Annotated in this window: 11 protein-coding genes; 4 read left to right on the plus strand and 7 right to left on the minus strand. The window is 53.9% G+C overall.

All coding sequences use genetic code 11. From position 1 onward, the window contains the following. Window positions 1–3: 3 nt before the first annotated feature. Entirely contained in the window at window positions 4–1,935 is a 1,932-nt protein-coding gene (ftsH, locus tag Kalk_RS06860) for an ATP-dependent zinc metalloprotease FtsH (protein ID WP_199768021.1), read from the minus strand. Between the two features lie 127 nt (window positions 1,936–2,062). Then, complete coding sequence (gene rlmE / locus Kalk_RS06865) at window positions 2,063–2,686, minus strand: 23S rRNA (uridine(2552)-2'-O)-methyltransferase RlmE (protein WP_101893483.1); 624 nt, start codon at window positions 2,684–2,686, stop codon at window positions 2,063–2,065. Between the two features lie 140 nt (window positions 2,687–2,826). Between rlmE and yhbY the strand changes: the two genes are divergently transcribed. From yhbY to Kalk_RS06885, 4 genes are all read left to right on the plus strand, one after another. After that, window positions 2,827–3,135 carry a ribosome assembly RNA-binding protein YhbY gene (yhbY, locus tag Kalk_RS06870; RefSeq protein WP_101893484.1) on the plus strand — a complete coding sequence of 103 codons (309 nt, stop codon included), beginning with the start codon at window positions 2,827–2,829 and terminating at the stop codon, window positions 3,133–3,135. 85 nt (window positions 3,136–3,220) lie between these two features. Next, window positions 3,221–4,618: an ATP-binding protein gene (locus Kalk_RS06875; RefSeq protein WP_101893485.1), complete on the plus strand. Its 1,398-nt coding sequence runs from the start codon at window positions 3,221–3,223 to the stop codon at window positions 4,616–4,618. After that, window positions 4,615–5,310 (plus strand): response regulator, encoded by a 696-nt coding sequence (locus tag Kalk_RS06880; RefSeq protein WP_101893486.1) that lies wholly within the window; start codon window positions 4,615–4,617, stop codon window positions 5,308–5,310. The genes Kalk_RS06875 and Kalk_RS06880 overlap by 4 nt, the downstream gene beginning before the upstream one ends. 60 nt (window positions 5,311–5,370) lie before the next feature. Continuing rightward, the gene (locus tag Kalk_RS06885) at window positions 5,371–5,709 is read left to right on the plus strand and encodes a Spy/CpxP family protein refolding chaperone (RefSeq protein WP_158643348.1); all 339 of its coding nucleotides are present in this window, start codon (window positions 5,371–5,373) and stop codon (window positions 5,707–5,709) included. A gap of 52 nt (window positions 5,710–5,761) precedes the next feature. On the opposite strand, the gene Kalk_RS06890 is transcribed toward Kalk_RS06885, so the two are convergent. The 5 genes from Kalk_RS06890 to Kalk_RS06910 form a co-directional block, all read right to left on the minus strand. Next, entirely contained in the window at window positions 5,762–6,184 is a 423-nt protein-coding gene (locus Kalk_RS06890) for a hypothetical protein (protein ID WP_101893488.1), read from the minus strand. Window positions 6,185–6,249: 65 nt separating this feature from the next. Next, window positions 6,250–6,726 (minus strand): transcription elongation factor GreA, encoded by a 477-nt coding sequence (gene greA, locus Kalk_RS06895; RefSeq protein WP_101893489.1) that lies wholly within the window; start codon window positions 6,724–6,726, stop codon window positions 6,250–6,252. Further along, window positions 6,723–9,944 carry a carbamoyl-phosphate synthase large subunit gene (carB, locus tag Kalk_RS06900; protein WP_101893490.1) on the minus strand — a complete coding sequence of 1,074 codons (3,222 nt, stop codon included), beginning with the start codon at window positions 9,942–9,944 and terminating at the stop codon, window positions 6,723–6,725. The genes greA and carB overlap by 4 nt, the downstream gene beginning before the upstream one ends. Before the next feature lie 18 nt (window positions 9,945–9,962). Then, the gene (gene carA, locus Kalk_RS06905) at window positions 9,963–11,099 is read right to left on the minus strand and encodes a glutamine-hydrolyzing carbamoyl-phosphate synthase small subunit (protein ID WP_199768022.1); all 1,137 of its coding nucleotides are present in this window, start codon (window positions 11,097–11,099) and stop codon (window positions 9,963–9,965) included. Window positions 11,100–11,472: 373 nt separating this feature from the next. Next, on the minus strand, window positions 11,473–17,643 hold the full coding sequence (locus tag Kalk_RS06910) for a fibronectin type III domain-containing protein (protein WP_101893492.1): 6,171 nt from the start codon (window positions 17,641–17,643) through the stop codon (window positions 11,473–11,475). Window positions 17,644–17,709: the final 66 nt, after the last annotated feature.

Below are 17,709 nucleotides of genomic sequence, written 5' to 3' on the forward strand. Positions count from 1 at the left end.
ATGTTAATGAGTGTTGGCGGGGCCACCGATGGAACCGGTGCTTGAATCATCCTGCTTTTCTGTCGCAGACGTATCCACCGCAGGGCTGCCACCGGTAGGGCCTTCATTGGAATCATTCCAACCCTTAGGTGGTCGCGGCTTACGGTCGTTCATAATATCCTCTATCTGCTGGGCATCGATGGTTTCATACAGCATCAGTGCTTCAGCCATCGCGTGCAATCTCTCCATATTTTCTTCTAATATGGTCTGCGCCCGCTGGTAGCATTCGTCAATTATCTTACGAACTTCAGCATCAATTTCTTTGGCTGTCTGGCTGGACACCATTTTGCGCTGAGTATATTGGCGACCCAAAAAGACTTCGCCTTCATCCTCTTCGTAGCTCAGTGGCCCCATCTTCTCCGACAACCCCCACTTGGTGACCATATTGCGGGCGATCTCAGTGGCACGATGAATATCGTTGGAGGCTCCGGTGGTAACACCATCCCGACCTAAGGTTATCTCTTCGGCAATACGGCCACCGAACAATGAACAAACCATGCTTTCGAGGGCGCGCTTGCTCTGACTGTATTTGTCTTCCAAGGGCAGATACATGGTCACACCCAGCGCACGACCACGGGGAATGACGCTGACTTTGTATACCGGATCATGCTCAGGCACCAGGCGCCCGACAATCGCATGGCCTGCTTCATGGTAGGCTGTATTGAGTTTTTCTTTCTCGGACATGACCATACTGGTGCGCTCAGCGCCCATCAGGATCTTGTCTTTAGCTTTTTCAAATTCATTCATTTCCACCACGCGCTTACTGGCACGGGCAGCGAACAAAGCAGCTTCGTTGACCAAATTGGCCAAGTCCGCGCCGGAAAAACCGGGTGTGCCTCGGGCAATAGCCTTGGCATCCACATCGTCGCCCAAGGGCACTTTGCGCATGTGTACTTTCAGGATCTGTTCTCGACCCCGGATATCCGGAGCAGATACCACAACCTGGCGATCGAAACGACCAGGACGCAACAAAGCGGAATCCAGTACATCCGGGCGGTTGGTAGCGGCAATAACAATAACGCCATCGTTGGGCTCGAAGCCGTCCATTTCAACCAGCAACTGGTTCAGAGTCTGCTCACGCTCATCGTGACCACCCCCTAAACCAGCTCCACGGGAGCGGCCTACCGCATCGATTTCATCAATAAAGACGATACAGGGTGCTTGCTTTTTCGCCTGCTCGAACATGTCACGAACGCGGGACGCGCCCACACCCACAAACATTTCCACAAAGTCGGAGCCTGATATGGTAAAGAAAGGCACTTTGGCCTCACCCGCTATGGCTTTAGCCAACAGGGTTTTACCCGTACCTGGCGAACCCACCATCAGCACGCCGCGCGGGATCTTGCCGCCAAGGCGCTGGAATTTTGCAGGGTCTCGCAAAAACTCTACCAGCTCTTGCACTTCGTCTTTGGCCTCATCACAACCGGCAACGTCGGCGAACGTGGTTTTGATCTGATCTTCGCTTAATAAACGAGCACGACTCTTACCGAACGTCATGGGGCCGCCACGACCACCACCGCCGCCCTGCATCTGGCGCATGAAGAACATGAAAATGGCAACGATCAGGATAATCGGGAAACAGGCAACCAACAGCTGAGCCCACAAGCTCTGCTTTTCAGGAGCGCGACCTTCAATAGCAACGTTGTTTTCCAACAGCATTGGCATCAAGTCAATATCAGCAATAGCGGGTAAGACGGTTTCGAACTTCTCGCTGGTAACGGTTCGACCGGACACTGTCTCACCATCAATGACCACTTTGTCCACCTGGCCATTCTGTACGTATTCAATAAACTGAGAATACGGAATCGCCTGGGAGCTGGTATTGGCGCTGAAATTATTGAAAACGGAAAGCAGGACAATTGCGATCACAACCCACAAAATTAGGTTTTTTGCCATATCGTTCAAGGGTTTACCCTCTCTTCACATTCGTCATGAGCGAGTCAGACGAGAATACTTATTACTGCGTTTAATGACCTACATTACTACACAATAGACGCTTACACCATCTTTCGCAGGAAACAGGTCACGAACCTAGAAACCCCTTACCAAGCAGATACACTTCCTTGGAGCGGGGCCTTGATGCGTCGGGTTTGCGGGTAATCAGCTTACCAAAACAACGCTGCATATCCTGACGGTATTCGGGCAACCCTGCTCCCTGGAATACTTTGACCAAGTAATCTCCGTTTTTGTTCAGTACTTGCTTCACCATATCTAAAGCAAGCTCAGCGAGATACATACCACGGGGCTGATCAACCGCATTCACCCCACTCATATTGGGGGCCATATCGCAGATTACAAGGTCAACGGGGCGATTTCCTATAATTTCAAGCAGTTGTTGATAGACCGACTCTTCACGGAAGTCGCCCTGCAGGAAGCTGACTCCGGCAATGGGATCCATTTCCAGAATATCCGAGGCAATCACCAAGCCATGATCACCCACCAGCTTGGCGGCTATCTGGCTCCAGCTTCCCGGCGCAGCCCCCAGATCCAGCACCGTCATCCCGGGTTTGATCAGCTTATCCTTTTCGTTTATTTCCAACAACTTATAAGCAGCTCGCGAGCGCCAGCCCTCATCTTTGGCTCGTTGCACATAGACATCATCAAAATGCTCACGCAGCCATTTACCACTGGTTTTGGATCGCGACAAAACCTACCTCACCTAATTATTCGAATTACCAAGCGCCTATTTTGCCTGATGGCGCTCTGCGCTGCGAATTTTTTGGTGTCCTGAGCCGGACTGCTCTACAATACGCGCCCGGTGACTTTCAGGTAGGCAGGTAAATTTCCATGGCTTTGACTCAAGATCAGAAAAAACGCTTTCGCAAGCTGGCCCATCATTTAAAGCCGGTGGTTATGGTGGCGGAAAACGGCCTGTCCGAAGGGGTTATGGCAGAGCTGGAGCGCGCCCTGGAAGACCACGAGCTGATCAAGATACGCATTAACGTGCTGGATCGAGACGAAAAAGTCGCCATCATTGAGGAAATCTGCAAGCAAACCCGTGCCGAAAAGGCCCAGGTGATCGGCAAAATGGCTGTGATTTATCGCCCGGCCAAGACACAAAACCCAAAGCTGTCGAATCTGCTCCGCTTCCAGTAGCAACCGCTGCTGATCAGCCCCTCTCCAAAGTTCTTGGACATTTTACCGGTATACTGACTCTAGAGATCAAACTTGAAGAGTCAGTATGTCCATCCATAAAAAGCTTGCTCTAATCTTTATTGCATTCAGCTGCGTGCTGATTATTTGTATGGCGCTGCTGGTTAAGTGGAGCTTCCAGCGCAGCTTTACGGATTACGTGCAGGAACAAAACCGCACCCGCCTGCAAGAAACCGCGTTGCGCCTGGGAGACTACTACCGCCAGACCGGAAGCTGGGCATCCTTGCGTGACAACCCCCGACTATTGCGACGACTGGCTGGCCGCTCGTTCCACGAGCAAGCACAGGACACAGGAGAACACCACACCAAAGAGGAACACCCACGCAAACCCAAACCGCCATTGCGCGCCCTGTTCCTGCTGGATGCCAACAGGCAACCGGTGGCAGGCGAGCACATAGATACCGCATCGACCAGAGCAGCCATCCCGATCGAAGTAGACGATGTTGTTGTGGGCTATACCGGTTTCAAAGTGGGCCCCAGACCATTCAGCATGACCGATGAGCGCTTTGCCAAGCGTCAGGGCGAACATTTGCTGCTGATCTCTGTCACGGCCGTGATTCTCTCGCTGATGTTCGCCCTGCCTTTATCACGCTTTTTGGTGAACCGCATTAACCTGCTGGGTCGACAGATTCGACTGCTGAGTGAAGGCCAGTTTGACGAGCGAATCACGCTGAGCGGTCACGATGAGTTGTCGCAACTGGCCAATCATTTAAATCATCTCGCCCTCACATTACGGCAAACCGAACAATCAAGGCGCAAATGGGTAGCCGATATCTCCCACGAGCTGCGCACACCTCTGGCCACCTTGCGTGCCCAGCTGGAAGCCATCGAAGACGGTGTTCACCAATACAACGATGCAACGCACACTCGATTGGCTAATCAGACCCATCGCCTACAACAGCTGGTTGAGGATTTGTACCAATTGTCACTGGCGGATGTTGGGGCTTTGCAATACAAAAAACAAAACTGTAATGCAGTGCAGCTGCTGGACGAGAGCATTCAACCATTCAAGCAACGCTTTGAACAAGCCGGGCTCTCGCTGCGCTGCGACTTCGAACTGGACGATAATGCGCTTCTGTTCGCCGACCCGCAGCGAATTCAACAGCTTTTCAATAACCTTTTGGAAAACAGCCTGCGCTACACCCGCGCGCCGGGCGAAATCAGGATTGGTGCCCTCTGCGAACACAGCAACTTGATCATCACCATAAGCGACAGTGCGCCGGGGGTACCGGAGCCGCAACTGCACCGTTTATTTGAGCGTTTCTTTCGTGGGGAAAGCTCACGCAATAGAGACACTGGCGGGGCGGGGCTTGGTTTGAATTTGTGCCGCACCATTGTGGAGGCCCATGAGGGCACTATCACCGCTCGCCACAGCAAACTCGGCGGCCTCGAAATCATTATAAACGTGCCGATGGATTGCCCATGAATCGCATTTTTATCGTTGAAGATGAAAAAGATCTAGCCCACCTGCTTGAGGACTATCTGCGACACCATCAGTTTGACACCAAGATTGCGACCGACGGCAATGACGTCATCAGCGGGGTAAAAAACTTTGATCCGGATCTAATACTGTTGGATCTGATGTTACCCAACAAGGACGGCCTCACCCTGTGCAAAGAAATTCGCAGTTTCAGCACGGTGCCGATCATTATGGTAACCGCCAAGGTAGAAGAGATCGACCGCCTGCTGGGATTGGAGCTGGGGGCCGATGACTATATTTGCAAACCTTACAGCCCCAGGGAAGTAGTCGCTCGCGTGAAGGCTGTTCTGCGCCGCGCCGCGCCGTTGCAGCCGGGCGCAGACAGACCCCCATCGGCATTGATCATGGATGAGGCCTCCCTAAGCGTATCCCTGTTGGGCCGCCCGCTGGCGCTGACCGCAGTAGAATTCCGCCTGCTCAAAGCCCTAAGCGACGACCCTCGCCGCATTTTTAGCCGCGATCAATTAATGGATCGCATCTACCGCGATCATCGCATTGTGCATGACCGCACTATTGACTCTCACATCAACAAGTTGCGAAAGAAGCTATCGTTAGCGTGCCCGGAACACGAGGTAGTGCATTCGGTATACGGCATCGGCTACAAGTATGAGCTTCCACATTCTTTGGATAATTACTGAGTTTTTGTTGCACAGAGTGCGACGACAATGACTCCACACTTAAACGAAAGGAGCTACACCATGAGAACATTTATAGCACTGGTAATCAGCGCAGTGATTGCCATCCCCGTATTAGCCATGCCCCCTGGCGACGGCAGCCACATGCTGAAAGGTTTAACTCGGCATTTGGATCTATCAGAGGAGCAGCAAGCCCAGGTCAAAGCCATTCTTGATGCGAAAAAGCCTCAAATGGATGCAATCCACAAGCAAATGCAGGCATTGAAAGCTGAAACTGATGGTGAAATCAAAGGCATCCTGACCACGGAACAAGTTGAGAAATTTGAGTCTATGCAGGAAAAGCGCAAAGAAAGATTCAAGGAAAAACGGGAGCATCGCAAGGAAAAGCTCAACAAGGAATAGACTGAAACCAATATCTTAACCTGTAAAACGCCGCCTCCCCTGCGGCGTTTTTTTATTCTGTATGCAAACGCACTGACACAAAATAACCCAACCCCAATAGCGATTGCAGCACGCTGACCCAGCTGCGATATTGCAGCGTCTGAGATAGATCCTGCATCAACATCATCGCCAGAGAAAGCCCGGCAATTACAACAACGAAGCCCAGCGGCATCCACTGGCCCGCCGCAGCGCGGCCCTGAGCCAGCCTCACCACAATCAACACCGACGCCAAACCCAACACCACCAGCCACTGCAGGGTTTGCACCGATTCAGGCACCTGCAGATCACCCCCATTTTGGAAATATGGCATCCACACCAGCACAAACAACCATACCGCGCCCAACAGCAGAGTCTCCAGCGCCTCCATCAAAAAACGCGGCGATACCATGGCAGGTTGGTCTGGCGCAGCGCTGGTTTGAACGGGAATTTTTTTCATAAATAAAAAAGGGCGGTTAACCCGCCCCTCCTGTTGATCATCGCAAACCTTTACGGGCGCAAATCTTAGATATGCTTAACCTTGAGGATCTCATATTCAACTGTACCCCCAGGGGTGTCCACAGCCACCTCATCCCCTTCGAACTTGCCAATCAAGCCGCGGGCAATCGGTGAATTCACCGACAGCTTGCCTTGCTTGATATCGGCTTCATCGTCACCTACGATCTGGAAGGTTTTTTCTTCTTCCTTATCCAGGTCGTATAAATCCACCGTCACACCAAAGATCACCTTACCGGTGTAATCAATTTTGGAGATATCGATAATTTGGGCGTTACCCAGCTTACCTTCGATCTCCATGATACGGCCTTCCGCGAAACCCTGCTCTTCTCGGGCTGCGTGGTATTCCGCATTCTCTTTGAGGTCACCGTGCTCACGGGCTTCGGCGATAGCCGCTACGATTCGGGGCCGCTCCACTCTCTTCAAGTGATCCAGCTCTTCGCGTAGCTTCTCCGCACCTTGTACGGTCATTGGAAATCGATTCATGATTGCAGCTCCGCGTGCAGATCTTGTAAACGTCGAACGGTAGTTTCCACATTAGCCTCCAGCGCAGCACAGATAGCCTGAGCGCCTGCTATGGTGGTGGTGTAGCATACTTTGCTTTGCAGGGCCTCGCGGCGGATATGATAAGAATCTGCCACCGCCTTGGTACCCTCGGTGGTATTGATAATCAAATCCACTTCGCGATTCTTGATGGCGTCCACAATATGGGGGCGACCTTCTTTCACCTTGTTGATGGATTTCACCGGTAAGCCTGCTTCTTTCAATACCCGTGCGGTTCCACCGGTGGCAATCAGTTTGAAACCGAACCCAACGAGCTTGCCAGCCACCTCAAGCGCGGCTGGTTTGTCGCTTTCGCGCACGCTGATAAACACGCTGCCTTTGGTAGGCAGCTTTTCACCTGCCCCCAGCAATGCCTTACCGAATGCCTCACCAAACTGGTCACCTACACCCATCACCTCTCCGGTGGACTTCATCTCCGGCCCAAGAATGGGGTCGACTCCCTGGAATTTGGCGAAGGGGAAGACGGCCTCTTTTACAAAGTAATGCTTGGGTACGATTTCGCTGGTGAAGCCTTGCTGTTCGAGGCTGATTCCAGCCATACAGCGGGCAGCCACTTTGGCCAGGGACACACCGATGCACTTGGACACAAAAGGCACCGTACGAGAGGCACGAGGATTCACTTCCAGCACGTAGACTTCGTTACGCTTAACGGCAAACTGTACGTTCATCAAGCCGACCACGCCCAGTTCAAGGGCCATCTTGCGGGACTGATCACGCATGATGTCCTGCACTTCCTGGTTGAGGCTGTATGGCGGCAGGGAGCAGGCAGAATCGCCAGAGTGAACACCGGCTTGCTCAATGTGCTGCATCAAGGCTCCGATAACAACCTGCTTACCGTCTGAAACGGCGTCCATATCCACTTCGATGGCATCATCGAGGAAGCGATCCAGCAACACCGGCGCATCATTGGACACGCTGACGGCTTCTGTCATGTAACGTCGCAGCTCGGATTCCTTGTAGACGATTTCCATCGCTCGGCCACCCAACACGTATGAAGGGCGCACCACCAATGGATAACCAATATCTTCAGCAAAGCGCACGGCCTCTTCGGTAGAGCGCGCTGTACGGTTGGGCGGCTGACGCAGCCCCAAGCGCTCTATCATTTGCTGGAAACGCTCACGATCCTCGGCCCGGTCGATGGCGTCAGGGGTGGTGCCAATAATAGGCACACCTGCAGCTTCCAATGCGCGCGCCAGTTTCAGCGGGGTCTGACCGCCGAACTGAACGATGACGCCCTTGGGCTTCTCCAGATCAACGATAGCCAATACGTCCTCAAAGGTTACCGGCTCAAAATAAAGCCGGTCAGAGGTATCGTAATCCGTCGAAACCGTCTCGGGGTTACAGTTCACCATGATGGTTTCATAGCCATCATCACGCATGGCAAGTGCCGCGTGCACACAGCAATAATCGAACTCAATGCCTTGACCAATACGGTTGGGACCACCACCCAGAACCATGATTTTGTCACGATTGCTGGGTGCAGCTTCGCACTCTTCCTCATAAGTCGAGTACATATAGGCAGTTGTGGTCGCAAACTCGGCTGCACAGGTATCAACGCGCTTATAGACAGGCTTGATGCCCATCTCCAATCGGCGCTGGCGTACCTGCTTTTCGGACACACCCAGCAGCTTGGCCAGGCGGGCATCCGAGAACCCTTTTCGCTTTAGTTGCCACAGACGATCTCTGTCAACGTCACTGATGGCGGTTTTTTTCAGCGCCTGCTCATCGCGGATGATGTCTTCGATCTGCACCAGATACCAGGGATCAATACCGGTGAACTCGTATATGTCTTCGATGGGCAAACCCGCACGGAAAGCATCACCCAGCACCCAAATGCGATCCGGGCCTGGCGTTTTAAGCAGGTGACGCAACTGATCTTCTGCATCATCGGCTTCCAGATCCAGGTAGGGATCAAAGCCGTCGACGCCCACTTCCAAGCCACGCAGCGCTTTATGCATGGACTCTTGGAAGGTACGGCCAATGGCCATGACTTCGCCCACTGATTTCATCTGGGTAGTCAGTACCGGTGCAGACTTGGGGAATTTTTCGAAATTGAAACGAGGAATTTTGGTCACAACGTAATCGATGGAGGGTTCGAATGACGCCGGGGTGTTACCGCCGGTAATGTCGTTCTGCAACTCATCCAGGGTGTAACCCACTGCCAGTTTGGCAGCCACTTTGGCAATCGGGAAACCGGTGGCTTTGGAGGCCAGTGCCGAGGATCGAGATACCCTTGGGTTCATCTCGATCACCACCAGACGCCCTGTCTCTGGGCACATGCCGAACTGCACGTTGGAGCCACCGGTTTCTACGCCGATTTCGCGCAGCACGGCCACCGAGGCATCCCGCAGGATTTGATATTCTTTGTCGGTTAGGGTTTGAGCCGGCGCTACGGTGATGGAGTCACCGGTGTGCACCCCCATCGGATCAAAGTTTTCGATGGAGCAGACAATGATGCAGTTGTCGTTTTTGTCCCGCACCACTTCCATTTCATATTCTTTCCAACCGATGAGGGACTCGTCGATCAACAGCTCATTGGTGGGAGACAGATCCAGGCCGCGTTCACAGATTTCCATGAATTCTTCGCGGTTGTAGGCGATACCACCGCCAGAGCCACCCATGGTGAAGGAGGGGCGAATGATGCAGGGGAAACCCAGCATATCCAGCACCTGCAACGCTTCTTCCATGCTGTGAGCGATGGAAGCGCGGGGCGTTTCCAGGCCGATGGCTTTCATGGCGTGATCGAAACGCTCACGATCCTCTGCCTTGTCGATCGCATCCTGGCTGGCACCGATCAGCTCACAACCGAATTTTTCCAGTACACCGTTTTTGGCCAGATCCAGGGCGCAGTTCAGCGCCGTCTGCCCGCCCATGGTGGGCAATACGGCATCGGGGCGCTCCTGCTCAATCACTTTGGCAACGGTTTTCCATTCCACCGGCTCTATATAGGTGGCGTCGGCCATGGCTGGGTCGGTCATGATGGTGGCGGGGTTGGAGTTCACCAGAATGACCCGGTAGCCTTCTTCACGCAGGGCTTTACAGGCTTGCGCGCCGGAGTAGTCGAATTCGCAGGCCTGACCGATCACGATGGGACCGGCACCCAGAATCAAAATACTTTTTATGTCAGTACGTTTTGGCATTGCATCCTACCGTTGGCGTTAATTGGCTTGCTTGGCGCTTTCTTGCATCAGTTCAATAAAGTGATCAAACAGCGGCGCTGCATCGTGCGGACCGGGGCTGGCTTCCGGGTGACCCTGGAAACTGAACGCCGGTTTGTCCGTACGGTGAATACCCTGCAGAGAGCCATCGAACAATGAGCGATGGGTTGCACGCAGATTGGCAGGCAGGGTTGCTTCGTCTGCCGCAAAACCGTGGTTCTGGCTGGTGATCAGTACAGTATTGTCATCCAGATTCTTAACCGGGTGATTGGCACCATGATGGCCAAACTTCATTTTTACCGTCTTGGCACCGCTGGCCAGCGCCAGCAACTGATGGCCCAGGCATATTCCAAACACCGGAATGTCGGTTTCAAGAATGGCTTTGATGGCGTCAATGGCGTAGTCACAGGGCTCTGGATCGCCGGGGCCGTTAGACAGGAAAATACCATCTGGATTCATGGCCAGCACGTCGCTGGCGGGGGTTTGTGCAGGCACTACCGTGAGGTCACAACCGCGATCCACCAGCATGCGCAGGATGTTGCGTTTTACGCCGAAATCGTAGGCTACTACTTTAAATGTGCTGGCTTCTGGCTTGCTGTAGCCTTCGCCCCAAGCCCAGCTGCCTTCTTTCCACTGGTAAGCCTCTTTGACGGTGACTTCTTTCGCCAAATCCATGCCTTTCAAGCCACCGAAACCTTTAGCGGCGGCAATGGCTGCGGCTTCGTCGATGTCACCGGCCATGATGCAACCGCCCAGAGCGCCCTTCTCCCGCAGGATTCGGGTGAGTTTGCGGGTATCTATGTCGGCAATACCGAGGATATTTTTGTCACGCAGGTATTGATCCAGACTCTTCTGGCTGCGCCAGCTGCTGGCCATCAAGGGCAGGTTGCGAATGATCAGGCCGGTGGCCCAGATCTGAGCAGACTCTTCGTCCTCGTCGGTTACGCCGGTATTGCCAATATGGGGATAGGTCAGGGTGACCATCTGGCGGGCATAGGATGGGTCAGTCAGGATTTCCTGATAACCGGTCATCGCTGTATTGAAAACTACTTCGCCTACGGATTGCCCGTCTGCGCCAATGGATACACCCCGAAACAGGGTGCCGTCTTCTAGGGCCAAAATGGCTGGTTTGTTCAAGCCAACCTCCATTGCTGGTCGATGCGGGTGCAGAGCACTGTGTTAGAGCAATAAAACACCAGTTGCAAAAAAGCGGAATAGATTTGGTGAGATCCATCCCGCTTCCTAATATTGTACACTGGCTTGATCATATCAAGTCGTTGCGGCCGGGCAATCTACTCTTTCTGCTGAACTCTGGGCCGAACAATACCCGGCTTGATACAGTTGACTGTTAAGCCTTTCGATATTGTAAGTAGATGAATATGGCAGATGATGGCAGCCCGACCATAAGCTGATCGGGCGGTATTTTATCGAATAGACACCAGTGCGTCTACGCTTTTATGGACATGAACAACAAGGCTTGGGGGGTGTGCTGGATCACACCCCGATCACCTTAGCGATACTCTATGTGTAACGTCGGCGCAGCGGCCCTTTCACCGTTGTATGACTCAACAGTTCTGGTGCCACTACCAGTGAAGATAAATGACATCGCGCCGCCGCTGACCCAGTCACCACGATCCACCAGCACCTGAATCAGGCTGGACAGATCGGCGGTGTTGAAACGCTGATCCACGCTCCAGGCACCGGATATATCCCACTGCACGCTGGACACCAGCGTTGTACGGTTGGTGATATTGTAGGCATCATTACTGAAAGTAACGGGGTTTGCGCTGTCCTCTGCCGTGATACTGATAAAGGCATCGCCCGACGAGGCTTCATCAACTTCGAAGGTTATATAGGCATTGACGATTTCAGCGTTGGCAGGAATCGCCACGCCCTGGAACCTGACCCCTACGGTTTGCAGGCTGTAGCCCACTTCATCGACGATCTCAAGATCCGAGCTGTACAACTGGATGGAGCCATCGGCCTGCTCTTCGGCGTCGTCTTCGGACAATGAAACCTGAATATCCAGGGTTTGCACGACAGAGTCGATCACGACCACGGCAGAGGTGGACTCATCTGATTGGTTACCGGCATAGTCATAGGCTCCAACCACATAGGTGTAGCTGCCTACCCCCAGGCCTGAATCCACAAAACCGCCCGCACCTGACTGATCCGATACCTGTACACCATTCCGGTATACCCAATAACCAGCAACACCGGTATTGTCGGTAGAGGCTGCCCAGTTTACCAAGACATCACCATTGGCTTGCAGTACAGCACTGACGCCCTGAGGCACCGAGGGCGACTCGATATCAGGGGCCAGCACCGTAACAATGACGCTGTCGCTGGCGGTAAATTCACCGTCGTCCGCAGACAGTTGCAGTTCATAGGTGCCTTCCGCCATGAAGGTGGCATCGGTTACCGCTGCCATATCATTGCTGAAGGTAACACCGGCCGGGCCTGAGAGAACAGTCCAGGATAGATCCATATAGCTGGTCAAACCATCATCAATGAGGCTGCCATTCAAGGTTATGGTGTCCGCAGGCAAGCTGAGCAACTGATCCGCTCCCGCATTCACCACTGGCGCCTGGTTAACCGGCTCGCCTTCGTAATATTCAATGTGCAGAACCGGAGCCGCTGGTCGCTCACCGTTATAGGACTCTGCTGTGCGAGTGCCCGTGCCGGTAATGACAAAGCCCAGTGCGTTGCCAGCCCCCCAGGTAGAGCTGCTTACCAGAGGCTGAATCAGGCCTGCCAGATTCGGAGACTGGTGCACTTGATCAACCGACCAGGCGGGTAACGCATCCCAGATCACACTGCCAGCGGTTGCACGGGAGGACACGTTGTAGGCATCCGCCGTGAAGGTGGGCATATTGGCTTCATCTACAATGGCGATGGTCAGGGTAGAGGCACCGGAGCCCGCTTCATCGGCTTCGAATTGCAGCCAGGCATTGGTGATCACCACCCCTGCTGGCAGCTGCACATCGGCAAACCGCAAGCCAACGCGCTGGTTACCCATACCCACTTCGTCGACCAGCTCAAGATCCGTGCTGTACAAATCCATACGACCATCTTCGCCTTCTTCCACATCGTCTTCGCCTGCGGAAATAGCCACATCCAGCGTAAACACTGCATCCGGAATAAACGGCGTAGTAACACCGACGGTGAACGAGTAAATTGATTCATTACCCGCTGCATCCAGCGCGCTGATCTGGTATTCGTAGTAGGTTTCAGAATCCAGACCCACGTCTGTAAAAGTGAGATCAGCAACTTCTGCTATCTGCAGGGCGCTACGGTAAACACGATAGGCCACCACGCCGACGTTATCAGTCGCAGCATTCCAGCTCAGCGTTACCGAGGCATCGCCGTTTGCCACGGCGACCACACCAACAGGTGCGTCGGGTGCAGTTGCATCCGGTGCGGTGACGGTAACGGTTACGGTGTCAGACACGATGAACTCACCATCATCGACACTGAACATCAGTGTGTAGACGCCCGCATCGCTGAAAGTTACCTCAGGTGATGCCACATCAGGCGCTGAGAACACGACCATTGCCGGGCCTCCTACCTGACTCCACTCCACGGTCACGGGAGTCACGCCATCATCGGCATAGGCACCTGACAATACCGTCACAGGGCTGGACATGGACACAACCAGATCGCTGCCGGCATTGGCTACCGGAGCCTGATTCACCGGATCACCCTCGTAGTATTCAACGTGCAGTATCGGTGCGGCTGTGCGCTCGCCGTTATAAGATTCCGCGGTGCGGGTACCGGTTCCGGTGATCACAAAGCCCATAGCATTGCCTGACACCCAGCCTGGGTTGTTCACCACTTGCTGCACCAGCCCGGCGATATCCGGGGTAACGTGATTCTGATCCACGCTCCAGGCTGGCAGCGAGTTCCACTGCTCTGCGGCCGTCACGTTGCGAGATGAGATGTTAAAGGCGGCCGAAGTAAAGGTGGGCGTGTTGGCTTCATCAATGGCTCGAATGTTCAAGTTGGTAGCAGAACCGCCAGCCTCATCAGCCTGGAATTGCAGATAGGCATTGGTGATGATGGCACCAGCCGGTACCGGCACGCTGGCGAAGCGCACACCAACGGTCTGGTTGCCCATGCCGACTTCATCCACTAATTCAAGATCGGTGCTGCCCAGATCTATGCGACCATCATCTGCTTCTTCTGCATCATCGGTACCGGTACTTACAGCCACATCAACCACTGTGACTGAATCCGGTACGAACGGTGTGGTAGCGCCATCGGCAACCGACAAAGGCGAAGTATTACCTGCTACGTCCACAGCAAGAACCTGGTATTCGTAATAGGTTTCAGCGTCCAAGTCGGTATCAACGTACTCCAGCCCGGCCAATTCCACCAGCAGAACGCCATCCCGATATAAACGATAGAGTTGAATGCCTACGTTGTCGGTGGCAGCAGACCAGCTGACGGTAATGGAACCCACACCACTGACTGCCGCGGTGAGGCTGTCCGGTGCTATCGGCGCAATCAGATCAGGCTCAGAAACGGTTACTGTAATACTATCGGCGGCCACAAATTCACTGTCATCCGCTTGCAACTGTAATACGTAAACGCCTGCCGTGGTGAAGGTTGCAGTAGTGGATGCCGACCCCGGTGCGGAAAAACTCACTGTGTCCGGCCCGGAAATCACGCTCCACTCTAGATCGAGCGAGCCACTTAAGCCGTCGTCGGTAACAGAGCCGGTCAGCGCTAGCTGATTGTCAGGCAGAACCAGCACTGCATCTGCGCCAGCATCTACAGTTGGTGCCTGATTAACCGGCGCGCCTTCGTAGTATTCAATATGCAGGGTGGGAGCGGCGGCTTGCTCGCCATTATAAGATTCCGCTGTGCGGGTGCCTGTGCCGGAAACCACAAAGCCCATGGCATTACCCGCAGCCCAGCCAGGGGTGTTGACCACAGCCTGAACCAAAGACGCGATGCTTGGAGTCTGGTGTTTCTGATCCAGCGCGTTCCAGGCTGGCAGGTTGTTCCAGGCAACCGAGCCCATTGTGCTACGGGAGGTGATGTCGTAAGCAGCTGTGCTAAACGCGGCAACGTTGGTATCGGCAAAAATGGCGATATTCAGGGAGGTAGCTGAACCACCGGTTTCATCGGCTTCAAATTCCAGCCAGGCATTGGCAATGGTGGCTCCGCTGGGCACAGGCACACCCACAAAACGCAACCCTACATGCTGATTACCCATACCTATTTCATCGACCAGTTCCAGATCGGTGCTGCCCAGGTCAATGCGGCCATCATCGGCCTCTTCCGCATCATTGTTACCAGAGCTGATTCTAATATCCACCATAATGCCTGGCAGCGGCGCAGCGGGAACCGTGACAAACTGAACAGCGCTGAGGGCTGACACGTTACCAGAGAAATCTTCGGCCTGGATCTGATAACCATACTCGGTAAGCTCGGACAAGCCGACATCCATATGGGTCAAGGCAGCCAGATGGGCCACTTCAACACCATCACGATACACATAATAAGCCTGCACCCCGGTGTCATCCGTGGCGGCTTCCCAGGAGATAGTCACCGAGCCATCATTGGCTGCAGACAGCTGGACGTTAGCAGGTACGCTGGGAGCGGTAACGTCCGGCGCGTACACCGATACCGTTACCGTATCAACAACGCTCAATTCGCCATCGCTCACGCTCAGTTCCAACTCATACACACCGTCCATAGGGAAAGTCGCGGTAGGAGAAAGGCTGTATGCATCCGAGAACACAACAGAATCGGGGCCACTTACCTGACTCCAAGTGCTGGTTAATGTACCCGCAGGCAGGCCATCATCGGCGGCACTGCCACTCAACATAAGCTCGTATGTTGGCAACAGCAGGGTTGCATCATCACCAGCATCCACCATCGGTGCTTGGTTGACTGGCGGGCCCATTATGTATTCAACGAACAGGCGTGGCGCAGCATAAGGCGATGCATCATAGGATTCCGCTACTCGACGACCACTGCCGGTAATCACAAAGCCCAGGTTATTGCCACTTTGCCAACCCGCACGATCCACCAGCTCTTGTACAACAACAGCGATATCCACCGATGCGTGCAACTGACCCACCGTGTTCCAAGAGGGCAATGAATTCCAATCAGCATAAGCAACGGTTTGGGGGCGACTGGAGATATCAAAAGCGTTACCACTGAAGGCAGCAGGTGCATCCTCTGCCAGACCGCGAATGGTCAGTGACGTTGGCTCGGAACTGGTTTCATCGGCTTGGAATTCCAGCCATGCATGCACGATCTCGACACCGGCAGGCAACGCAACACCCTGGAAGCGCAGCCCCACATGCTGAGCGCCACGGCCACCGTCTTCCACCAATTCCAGATCGCCGCCAAAGCGATCCACGCCACCGTCGACAAATTCTTCTGCATCGTCAGCACCGCTGCTGATCTGCACGGCCAACAGGGCCTCAGACAGGGTCACCACAACCCCGCTGGACAGGTCGGAGACATTACCGGCAGGATCTTGCGCCTGCACTGTGTACCAATAAGTGGTCGCTGCATCCACCATGAAATCGCGATAGAACAGATCCGTGGTAGTGGTCAGCAGGACATCGTTTCGATAAATATTATAGTGTTGGACAGCGATGTTGTCGGAGCTGGGCTCCCAGGCGAGGGCAACCCCGGTATTACTTAGCGTGGAACCTTGCAGGTTAAGTGGAGCAGTCGGTGCCTGGCTGTCGGCCGCCGTAACGGTGACAGTCATAGTATCCAGACTATTGAGCACACCATCAGAGGCAGTCAGTTGCAGCTCATAGGTGCCGACTTGAGGAAATGTAACCTGAGAACCCGGTGATGCAGAATTACTGAACAGCACTCCAGCAGGGCCAGATACCTGAGACCAGGCAGAAGTCAGCGTGTCTGAAGGCAAACTATCATCCACGATACCACCGGCCAACGTTACAGTATCGGCTGGCAGGCTGATGATCCGATCACTGCCGGCATCAACCTCGGGGGCGTAATTACCCTTGGCGGCTGAATGCAGCGCTGCCGCTCCAGCCAGTTCGGGCACACCCAGCTGTGGATAAGCAGGGTTGTACCAAGCCACATCACCGTTTTCCATCAAAGGAGAGGTGAGGAATACTCGGTAAACGCTGGCTCCTTCTGCCACGCCGAGATCCGACAGGTCGATATAAGCAATGGTGACCTGAATACAGTTATTGTAATAGGGCGTGGGCATGGCCACAGGATCAGAAATAACGGTCACAGAGCCTGGGGCATAGGGCGCTTGAATGGACGCTTTGTCCAAACCAACCCGAACCGAGTTGGCAGTACCGATCTGGAACACGGCCAAGTCATTGCCGGGGTTATTCACCACCACGTTATCGGTAAACGCCAACTCGATATATTGATAAGGAGGGGCGGCACTGTTGTAGTCGCCATTGGGGCCCGGCTCCATATCATGGTAGCCGTAGTTGATCCAGGTGTTGAGATCGCTACCGGCAATAGCCTCATCAATAGAGGCGGGAACGACACCACCACACCCGGTCAGATCACCGGTAAAATCGGTGGAAAGCACCCGGTCTGCAAACGCATTATCGTCGAAACTGATGCCGCCAAACTCGATAGCGGCCTGAGACCATGAAGCACTAACACTAGCAATCGTGAGCAAGGCGGGCTTTATCCACGATTTAACAGAAATGATGGTCATTGTCTGATTTCACCCTTAAAGCGTCTAAATAGGAACGTCAGTATTATAATGAAAGGGCTTTCTGCA

Origin of the sequence: Ketobacter alkanivorans (assembly GCF_002863865.1) — a bacterium.
Taxonomy (GTDB): domain Bacteria; phylum Pseudomonadota; class Gammaproteobacteria; order Pseudomonadales; family Ketobacteraceae; genus Ketobacter; species Ketobacter alkanivorans.